An 8,889-nucleotide genomic window follows, 5' to 3' on the forward strand; every position below is an offset into this window, starting at 1 on the left:
ATATAAAATAAAACTGAAAGATTTATTTAAATCCTCCAGTTAAATTATAGAGCCAAAAGAAGACGATTCGTCTTCTTTTCTTTTACAATGAGTTTAAAAATATTTGCCACGCATCTTCATGATCTACAAAATATTTTGGGCATATTTTTCCTGTAACATCATAATGCCTAATGACGTCTTCTTTATCTAAATCATAAGTATCCATTAATGATCTCACAAGTTTTTGAAGTGACTGATATGTTTCTTGGTTGAACTTTCCAGATTCATCAGGGTGGCAAGTCTCAATTGAAATTGTATCTTTATTGCGATTATTAGAAGCATATGCAATTTCATTTAATGGAATACATTGAATAATTTCTCCTTTTAAACCAACAATAAAGTGACTTGAAACAGATGTTGTATGTTTGTCTTTGAGAGCTTCAAAATAATTTCTATTTCCTTTTGCAGTTGATCCAGGATTCCCTGTATAATGAATAACAATTCCTTTAACTCTTCCTAATGATTTTCCACTTCTTGAATAAGGGTTGACTGTTAAGAAATCATGTTGAATAGATAATCCATCTGCAGTATATGTTTCTATATCATTATGATTGTATATGAATTTATAATAGCCAAATCCTAATCCACAGAATAAGATAAGAACTATACAAAAAATAACACCCTTTTTTAAACGTTTTCTCTTTCTTGCCATTGATTTCACCCCATTTGTTGTATTCTTATTATGACATAATATCAAATAAATGTATTAACAAATGTGTAATAAGTTTTTAAGAAATTATTAATATTTTGTAGAATCTTGGCTTTTTAACATGATTTCAATTCACTGAGTTGTTTTTTCATTTCAGAAATACCTTTTTCCTGACTGGTAATAATTGCTTCAAGAATGGGGATGAGTTGTGGACAGATACAATGCTCTAAAGCATTCTTTGATAATCTCACAGCCCCCTCATGATGAGGAATCATTTCATTCATAAAACTTATGTTAATATCATTGTTTGTTGGTGCATTTTGCATGCTTTCAAACATTGTCCATGTGATACTATTATACTTATTAAAGTATGAATTAATCTGGTCTTGAGAATTGTGTGGTGATAAACAGCAATTTTGAATATCTTGCATATTTCTGATACTTTGAGTTTGTTCTTTTATGATATTTTGTGCAATGTTTTGAAGAGGAATATTTGTTGTGTACATCAAAAGGTTTCTTGACATATGAATAGCAGCTCTATGGTGGGGTATCATTTGATTAATAAAATCTGATGAGAGACTACATGAAAGAGATGCATTGGTCATGTCAGCAATCATTTGATTGAGTATTTCATAAAAGCAGATAAGATATTGTTGGGTATTATCGCTATATTGTTGATAGTTCATAAAGACCTCCTTTCATGATAAAATATGAAAAAGGTTCAAGAGTGTGAAAGGAGATGTAAATGAATGAAAATTGGAATTATATCTGATACACACAATGTTCTAAGAAATGATGTCTTAGAAGAATTGCAGACATGTGATTATATTTTGCATGCAGGTGATATTATGAAGGAAGAGATTTTAGAAAAGTTAAAGAAAACTGCTCCTCTCATTGTTGTTAAAGGTAATAATGATTATCTTATGCTCAATGAGGAAGAGTACTTTACATTAGCAGGTTATCGTTTCTATATGGTTCATCAGATTGGTGAAAAGAAAGATGTGGACTTTTATATCTATGGTCATTCTCATCGATATGAATGTTATATTCAAAATGGTGTTCAATACTTAAATCCTGGGAGTTGTGGACGTAAACGTTTTTCTTTACCTTTAACATATATAATATTAATATTAAATCCGAATGGTTATGAAATTATTCAAAAAGATGTTCAATAAAAACGGTTCAATAAAAACTTGAATTTCAGTGATAAAATCGTTGTATTTTTAATTCTATTGTGCTATAATGCATGAGCATGTAAAAATATTTACTGCCTGTCTGTATGAAAGTGTGCAGACCATTAGACCATAGGAGGAGGTAAAAAGATGAACAAATATGAAATTATGTTTATTGTAAAACCAGACGTTGAAGAAGATGCAAGAAACGCTATTATTGAAAACTTCAAAAAAGTATTAACAAATACTGAAGGAACTGTAGATAATGTAAACGAATGGGGATTACGTGACTTAGCTTACGAAATCAAAGATTATACAAAAGGATATTATGTTGTTTTAGATACAACAACAACTCCTGCAAATATTGCTGAGTTCGAACGTTTATCACGTATTAATGCAAACATGTTACGTCATTTAACTCTTAGAAGAGATTAAGAAGGTGTAATATATGATTAATCGTGTCGTACTCGTTGGAAGAATGACAAGGGATCCTGAGTTAAGAAGAACAAATACGGGAGCAGCAGTGACAAGTTTCACATTAGCATTAAACCGTAATTACAATTCAGCTGATGGACAGCAAGCTGATTATATCAATTGTGTTGTTTGGAATAAAGGCGCTGAAAATGTTGAAAGATATTGTTCAAAAGGATCATTAGTTGGTGTTGAAGGTCGACTACGTTCTCGTAGTTATGACAATGCACAAGGGCAAAAGGTTTATGTTGTTGAAGTTGTCTGTGACAGTGTACAGTTTTTAGAAACAAAAGCTGCCAGAGAAAAAGCTCAGCAACAGCAACCTCAAGTAGAACAAGATAACTTCTATGATATGAAAACAGTGGATTTAGAAAAAGATTTCGATAATTCATTTAATTCATTTGATATTATGGAAGATGATATTCAATTTTAAGGAGGAATAGACTTATGGCATTCAAAAGACAAAGAATGGGTAGAAAGAAAGTTTGCTTTTTTACAAAAAATAAGATTGATTACATCGATTATAAAGATGTTGAATTATTAAAAAGATTCGTTTCTGCAAATGGAAAAATCATTCCTAGACGTGTAACTGGAACAAGCGCTAAATACCAAAGACAATTAGCTGCAGCTATTAAACGTGCTAGACAAATGGCATTATTACCATACGTTGGTGAATAATTAGGACTTAAACTCTTGAGAAATCAGGAGTTTTTTCTTTTCTTATCATAATTAATATTTTAAAGATGGACATGAAGGATAAAATATTTCATTTTATTCCTTATAAATATGATATAATAGGCTATATTTTTTAGGATGGAAAGGAGTTACTATGGGAAAGACAAATACGAAAAAGATGGTTCAAGGAGCCATGATAGCAGCTATGTTTGGAGTGTTATCACTCTTAAATACATATACTGGAAGTATGTTTGATGTTTTTATATGTTATGTTATGGTTATTCCACTGGTTTGGTATGGTTATACTTATACTTTAAAAGATAATATTGTGGTTTCTTTTGTTGCAATGGTTGTTATTGCAATGGTGGGGTTACCATTTTTTGTGATTTCATCTATTTCTTCTTGCTTGGCTGGTTTATTTATAGGCGAAGCACTGAAAAGAAAAGTAAAGAAAGAAACAATTTTAATGGGAACATTGTTAGTGACTTTCCTTAATAATATTTTACTCTATGAAGTTTTTTCAGGTCTTCTAGGTATGAATCTAGTAGCTGAGATGAGAGAAATGTATCAGATGTTAATAGAAATAATGCCATCATTAGCAAGCCAGTTGACTGTTGAAACTGTGATATTAATGATTCCTATTGTTTTAATTATCATGTCAGTTTTAGAAATGTATGTAATTATCTTGCTGTGTCAGATTGTTTTATCTAGATTTAAGATAAAATTTCCAGGTTCGTTTCATATTGCTATGCTACATTTTGGTTATAAAACAGGAGTTTTTTTAGCTATTATTATGTTTGGCTCTTATCTGCTCAAAAGTTTTACTGATATAGAAAGTGTGTATTTATCATATGCATATACATTAACAACACTGGCTTTTGCGGTAGAGGGATTGGCTTTTTTTACATGGCTAACAATTTTAAAGAAAAAGCCAAAGTTAATGATATTGGTATTTATAGGGATTTTTATCCCATTGGTAAATACATTCTATGTTATTGTGGGAATCGTAGATATATTTAGTGATTTAAGAGGGAATTTATTGTATAATGGTCATGATAATAATTAAGGAGGGATATTTATGATAAGAAAGATTGCACAGTTGAGAAATCTTATTATAATACTTCTCGTAGCTGAATGTATTTTATTATTTGGGTTATATCTTTTGCTTGATAGTTCTTTATTATTTGCTTTTTCAGTCTATGCATTGATTAAAAATATTATTTTGTTCTTTGTGTTATCTTATATAACTTATTTGGTTGATACAAATAGTATGAGTGTATCTGAGGCGTTGGATGTTGATGCTAAAAATGCTTTTATATTTGGTGGTTTAGGTTTGATTCAATATGATGAAACAAGAAATGTTGTATGGACAAGTGATTTGTTTAAAGAAATGAATATTAATATTGTTGGTGTAAAACTTTTAGAATGGCAGCCACATCTTGCTTCATTGTTTGAAGATGAGGATATTAAGATTGTTGATATTAAAGGTAAGAAGTTTGAAGCATATAATAGTCAAGAAACAAAGTTAATTTATTTAAAAGATGTGACTCAGTTTTTGTCATTGCAACAAGATTATCTTGATCAGCAGGTTTGTATGGCTTATATTACTATTGATAATTATGAGGAAACGTTAGAAAATGCTGATGAACCAAAAATGGCTTTGATACAATCAAAGTCAAGACAAGTTATTGTTGATTGGGCTTATTCCAATGGGATTATTATCCGTAGATTTAAGTCTGGAGGATATTTGGCATTTTTTAATGAAAGAATTTATCGTAAACAAGTTGAAAATAAATTTGCTATTTTAGATACATTTAAAGAGATGTCAAAAGAATTAGATGAAGTTATGACTTTAAGTATTGGAATTGGTCGTGATTCTAGAGTTTTAAGGGAACTTGATGATATGGCCTCAAATGCTTTGAATTTGACTTATTCTCGTGGAGGAGATCAAGTTGCTGTGAAATCAGGAGATGATAATGTTAAATTCTTTGGCGGTAATAGTGATACTTTTGAAAAAAGCAGTAAGGTACGTGCTAGAGTTATTGCGCAATCATTGGCTGGTTTAATTAAAAATTCGAGTCATGTACTGGTAATGGGGCATAAGAATTCAGATTTGGATTCGTTTGGAGCATCATTGGGGGTCGCTAAGATTGCTATTGCATATGGAAAGAAAGCGAACATTGTGGTCGATTTTGAATCTATTGAGAAGAAAACAAAAGATGTTGCAACAATGATTAAGAATCATGATAAATATAAAGGAATGATTATTTCCTATACAGAGGCAATGGAGCATATTAATAAGAATACATTATTAATTGTAGTAGATAATCATAAACCAAGTTTGGCTATCTCAAATGCACTATTAGAACGTGTGAGAAATAAGGTGATTATTGATCATCATCGACGTGGTGAAGAATTCATTGAAGCACCGGTTCTTACTTATCTGGAGCCAGCCGCATCTAGTACAGTTGAACTTGTTGTTGAATTGTGTGATTATCAAAATGTAGAATTAAATATCAATGAATTGGATGCAACAATAATGTATGCAGGTATGCTAGTTGATACAAATAACTTTAAACAAAGAGTGGGTGTGCGTACATTTCAGTCAGCTGCTTATTTAAAGGAATTACAGGCAAATATGACATTGGCTTATGAATTCTTAGAAGATTCTTATGAAGAAACGTTGCAAAGATTATCAATTACTCAAACTGCTTATCGGTATAATCCATATATATTGATTGCTTGTGCCCATGAGAATGAAGAGTATACGCGTACAATGTTAGCAAAAGCAAGTAATTCATTGTTAGAAGTGAGTACGATTAAGGCGACATTTACAATTGGACGAATATCTAAAACAATGGTTGCAATAAGTGCGAGAAGTACACGTGATATTAACGTCCAGATTATTATGGAAAATATGGGTGGTGGTGGCCATTTTAGTATGGCTGCAGCTCAGTTTGAAAATCGAAGTATAGAAGATGTTCGTCTTTTATTAGAAGAAAAAATTAAAGAATATTTAGATGATAGAGGTGAAGTGTGATGAAAGTTATTTTAACTCAAGATGTAAAGAAAGTGGGAAAGAAAGGTGATATTGTTAATGTTGCTGATGGATATGGTCAAAACTTTTTAATTAAGAATAAACTTGCAGTTTTGGCTACAGAGCATGGGAAAGAGATTGTTGCTCACAATAAGGAACAAGAACGTTTGCAAGATTTAGAAAATAAGAAGAAAGCTGAAGAATTAAAGGAAACATTAGAAAACATTACTTTAGAATTTGCTTTGTCTTCAGGGAAAGATGGAAAAACATTTGGAAGTGTGTCTACAAAAAATGTTGCAGAAGAATTATTGAAAACACATGATATTAAAATTGATAAAAGAAAGTTTATTAATGCAAGACCTATTCAAGCTTTGGGATATACAAATCTTAAGATTGAACTTTATAAAGATGTCATTGCGACAATCAAAGTACACTTAAAAGAAAAATAAGGAGGTAAACAGATGGCAAGAGAATATCCACATGATATAGAAGCTGAAAGATCATTGCTTGGATCTATGCTTATTTCTATAGATGCATGTCATGAAATATTAAGTTTGGCGACAAAAGAAGATTTTTATTTAGACAGCCATCGTATCCTTTTTGATGCTATGCAATCCATTGATCATCAAAATAATCCAGTTGATGTGACAACTTTAACATCATATTTGATGGATAAAAAGTTATTAGATAAAATTGGAGGCGTAGAGTATTTATTACAATTAAGTGAATCAGTTCCAACAACAGCACATAGTCAATATTATTTAAAGATATTAAATGAAAAATCATTACTCAGAAAACTTATTCAACAATCTACACAGATTATTGAAAACGCATATGGTGAAGTTGAGAATATTAATGATTTTATTGGAGAATCAGAAAAGAATTTCTTAAGTGTAACACGAGATCGTAATGCGGGTGAATTTAAAGATGTTAAGACTGTTATTCAAAATGTTACTGATCGCTTGGTTATGTTGCAAAAAGCAGATGGGGAGATTTCTGGTGTGAAGACAGGTTATTATGACTTGGATAAATTAACTTCTGGATTTCAAAAGGGTGACTTGATTATTCTTGCTGCTCGTCCCTCTGTAGGAAAGACTGCCTTTGCGTTAAATGTTGCTTATAATGTTGCTTATAAAGCTGATGAGGCTGTTGCGGTCTTTTCATTGGAAATGCCCGCTGAACAGTTAATACAACGTGTTATCTGTTCAGCAGGGAGCCTAAAAGCGGAGTCGTTACGTTCGGGTGCTATTTTGAAAGAAAGCAATGAAAGATATTATGCTGCTGCCGACAAAGTTTCTAAGTGCAATCTTTATATAGATGATACACCGGGAATTAGAGTGGGTGAAATTGCAGCTAAGTGCCGTCGACTTCATCGTGAACATGGATTAAAGATGATTATTATTGATTACCTACAATTAATTTCTGGACCTGCAAACAGCAAGGAGTCACGCCAGCAGGAGGTCTCAGATATTTCTCGTCAATTAAAAATGATTGCCAGAGAATTGAGTGTACCAGTTATTGCTTTAAGTCAGTTATCACGTTCAGTTGAAAAACGTGACAATAAGCGACCTGTTTTATCTGACTTAAGAGAGTCTGGAGCAATTGAACAAGATGCTGATATTGTTTCGTTTATTCACCGTGAAGATTATCAAGATCCTAAGAAAGAGGCTGAGACACAAGGGGCTACTGATATAATTATTGCTAAACACCGTAATGGGGCATTGGCGGATATTCGTTTGGTATTCTTGAAACAGTATAGTAAGTTTGCTAATCCGGCTAGAGGGGACCAACAAGTGAATCCGCTAGAGGCAATTAAAGATGTCAGAACTTGATGTTTATAATTTGTTAGATTCAATGCAGATGACTTATGAAGTTATTGAGCATGGTCATATTGTTACAATTGATGAATGAAAAGAGACAAATATATGAGATTAAAAGCAGGAGAGGTTATTCCATTTGGAATATTGAATGATAATGAATTGTCTGTGAATGTTGTTTTTGATAATGATCTTTTTGAAATCATTGGAATTCATCTGTTAAGGAATGATAAAACTCTCTTTATGAAAACAAATGAATTGATAAGAATGATAAAAGAGCATGGGAACAGTTTTGAAAGTATACATATTGAATAACATGTATGTGTTATTCTTTTTATTTAATAATATATAATTATTCTTGATGACTTATTTGATTTATAAGATAGTTAAAGGTTTAGGAGGAAGAAAATGAATAATAAAGAAATTGTAAGATATCTATATGAAGTTGTTGTTTCTAAGAATCTAATCGAAGAACTTTCACAATATATATCAGAAGATTGCGTTTTGAAAGTTGGTGAAGAAACAATTCCATTAGGCGTAAATGGCATGAAACAACATCTTATCGATGTAAAAAAGACATATCCGGATTATACAATGAAAATAATAAGGCAATATGAGGATGGAGATTGTATTATTTCTGAATTTATAATGGAGGGGACACATGAGGGTGAATGGATTGGAATAAAACCAACGTATAAAAAATTATCATTTACAGGTGTTGATATTGATAAGGTTGTTGATGGAAAAATTGTTGAGCATGGTGGTGCTGTGAATACATTTGATACTTTATATGAGCATCATCTTATTAAAGCAGCATAATTAAGTATGAAAATAAAAGAGTAATAGAAAATATGAATTGAAGTGATAAACAGGATATGACAAAAAAGGAAAATAATCATCAAAAATAGACATATAAAAACATACGATAAAATCAGCGTTTTTAAATATAGTCTATTTTTTTTTGAAAAAAAACGAAAAAAAGACTTTACAAGGGAGAGGAGAAATGATATTATAAGTGAGCACTCGACG

The 8,889-nt window shown here is 31.2% G+C and carries 12 protein-coding genes; 10 read left to right on the forward strand and 2 right to left on the reverse strand.

All coding sequences use genetic code 11. The annotated features are described in order from the left end of the window. Positions 1–82: 82 nt before the first annotated feature. Together AC5M21_RS15350 and AC5M21_RS15355 are read right to left on the reverse strand one after the other, a co-directional pair. Complete coding sequence (locus AC5M21_RS15350; protein WP_008790645.1) at positions 83–691, reverse strand: peptidoglycan recognition protein family protein; 609 nt, start codon at positions 689–691, stop codon at positions 83–85. Between the two features lie 113 nt (positions 692–804). Next, a complete protein-coding gene (locus AC5M21_RS15355) occupies positions 805–1,374 on the reverse strand; it encodes a DUF305 domain-containing protein (RefSeq protein ID WP_117598959.1) in 570 nt (189 codons plus the stop codon). Between the two features lie 63 nt (positions 1,375–1,437). On the opposite strand from AC5M21_RS15355, the gene AC5M21_RS15360 reads away from it, so the two are divergent. The 10 genes from AC5M21_RS15360 to AC5M21_RS15405 all read left to right on the forward strand — a co-directional run bounded on the left by AC5M21_RS15360 (position 1,438) and on the right by AC5M21_RS15405 (position 8,679). After that, a complete protein-coding gene (locus AC5M21_RS15360; protein WP_008790643.1) occupies positions 1,438–1,863 on the forward strand; it encodes a metallophosphoesterase family protein in 426 nt (141 codons plus the stop codon). 147 nt (positions 1,864–2,010) lie between these two features. Further along, positions 2,011–2,295: a 30S ribosomal protein S6 gene (gene rpsF, locus AC5M21_RS15365; protein WP_008790642.1), complete on the forward strand. Its 285-nt coding sequence runs from the start codon at positions 2,011–2,013 to the stop codon at positions 2,293–2,295. Between the two features lie 13 nt (positions 2,296–2,308). Beyond that, on the forward strand, positions 2,309–2,764 hold the full coding sequence (ssb, locus tag AC5M21_RS15370; protein WP_008790641.1) for a single-stranded DNA-binding protein: 456 nt from the start codon (positions 2,309–2,311) through the stop codon (positions 2,762–2,764). Between the two features lie 14 nt (positions 2,765–2,778). Then, positions 2,779–3,009 (forward strand): 30S ribosomal protein S18, encoded by a 231-nt coding sequence (gene rpsR, locus AC5M21_RS15375; RefSeq protein ID WP_008790640.1) that lies wholly within the window; start codon positions 2,779–2,781, stop codon positions 3,007–3,009. A gap of 151 nt (positions 3,010–3,160) precedes the next feature. Further along, positions 3,161–4,072: a DUF2232 domain-containing protein gene (locus AC5M21_RS15380; protein ID WP_008790639.1), complete on the forward strand. Its 912-nt coding sequence runs from the start codon at positions 3,161–3,163 to the stop codon at positions 4,070–4,072. A 12-nt stretch (positions 4,073–4,084) separates the two neighbouring features. After that, on the forward strand, positions 4,085–6,046 hold the full coding sequence (locus AC5M21_RS15385; protein ID WP_117598958.1) for a GGDEF domain-containing protein: 1,962 nt from the start codon (positions 4,085–4,087) through the stop codon (positions 6,044–6,046). Then, entirely contained in the window at positions 6,046–6,492 is a 447-nt protein-coding gene (gene rplI, locus AC5M21_RS15390; RefSeq protein ID WP_008790637.1) for a 50S ribosomal protein L9, read from the forward strand. The genes AC5M21_RS15385 and rplI overlap by 1 nt, the downstream gene beginning before the upstream one ends. Positions 6,493–6,504: 12 nt before the next feature. Then, positions 6,505–7,875 (forward strand): replicative DNA helicase, encoded by a 1,371-nt coding sequence (gene dnaB, locus AC5M21_RS15395; protein WP_008790636.1) that lies wholly within the window; start codon positions 6,505–6,507, stop codon positions 7,873–7,875. A gap of 93 nt (positions 7,876–7,968) precedes the next feature. Continuing rightward, positions 7,969–8,175: a YbaK/EbsC family protein gene (locus AC5M21_RS15400; protein ID WP_017143970.1), complete on the forward strand. Its 207-nt coding sequence runs from the start codon at positions 7,969–7,971 to the stop codon at positions 8,173–8,175. A gap of 93 nt (positions 8,176–8,268) precedes the next feature. Beyond that, positions 8,269–8,679, forward strand: coding sequence for an ester cyclase (locus AC5M21_RS15405; RefSeq protein WP_008790635.1), 411 nt, complete (start codon positions 8,269–8,271; stop codon positions 8,677–8,679). The last annotated feature ends 210 nt before the right edge of the window (positions 8,680–8,889 follow it).

The sequence above is a fragment of the Coprobacillus sp. genome, from assembly GCF_984815275.1.

What these genes read in the sequence shown, in the direction of transcription:
- rpsR (WP_008790640.1), top strand. Translation starts at nt 2,779, where the DNA reads ATGGCATTCAAAAGACAAAGAATGGGTAGAAAGAAAGTTTGCTTTTTT.
- AC5M21_RS15400 (WP_017143970.1), top strand. Translation starts at nt 7,969, where the DNA reads ATGAGATTAAAAGCAGGAGAGGTTATTCCATTTGGAATATTGAATGAT.
- AC5M21_RS15405 (WP_008790635.1), top strand. Translation starts at nt 8,269, where the DNA reads ATGAATAATAAAGAAATTGTAAGATATCTATATGAAGTTGTTGTTTCT.
- rpsF (WP_008790642.1), top strand. Translation starts at nt 2,011, where the DNA reads ATGAACAAATATGAAATTATGTTTATTGTAAAACCAGACGTTGAAGAA.
- ssb (WP_008790641.1), top strand. Translation starts at nt 2,309, where the DNA reads ATGATTAATCGTGTCGTACTCGTTGGAAGAATGACAAGGGATCCTGAG.
- AC5M21_RS15380 (WP_008790639.1), top strand. Translation starts at nt 3,161, where the DNA reads ATGGGAAAGACAAATACGAAAAAGATGGTTCAAGGAGCCATGATAGCA.
- AC5M21_RS15360 (WP_008790643.1), top strand. Translation starts at nt 1,438, where the DNA reads ATGAAAATTGGAATTATATCTGATACACACAATGTTCTAAGAAATGAT.
- rplI (WP_008790637.1), top strand. Translation starts at nt 6,046, where the DNA reads ATGAAAGTTATTTTAACTCAAGATGTAAAGAAAGTGGGAAAGAAAGGT.
- AC5M21_RS15385 (WP_117598958.1), top strand. Translation starts at nt 4,085, where the DNA reads ATGATAAGAAAGATTGCACAGTTGAGAAATCTTATTATAATACTTCTC.
- dnaB (WP_008790636.1), top strand. Translation starts at nt 6,505, where the DNA reads ATGGCAAGAGAATATCCACATGATATAGAAGCTGAAAGATCATTGCTT.
- AC5M21_RS15350 (WP_008790645.1), bottom strand. Translation starts at nt 691, where the DNA reads ATGGCAAGAAAGAGAAAACGTTTAAAAAAGGGTGTTATTTTTTGTATA.
- AC5M21_RS15355 (WP_117598959.1), bottom strand. Translation starts at nt 1,374, where the DNA reads ATGAACTATCAACAATATAGCGATAATACCCAACAATATCTTATCTGC.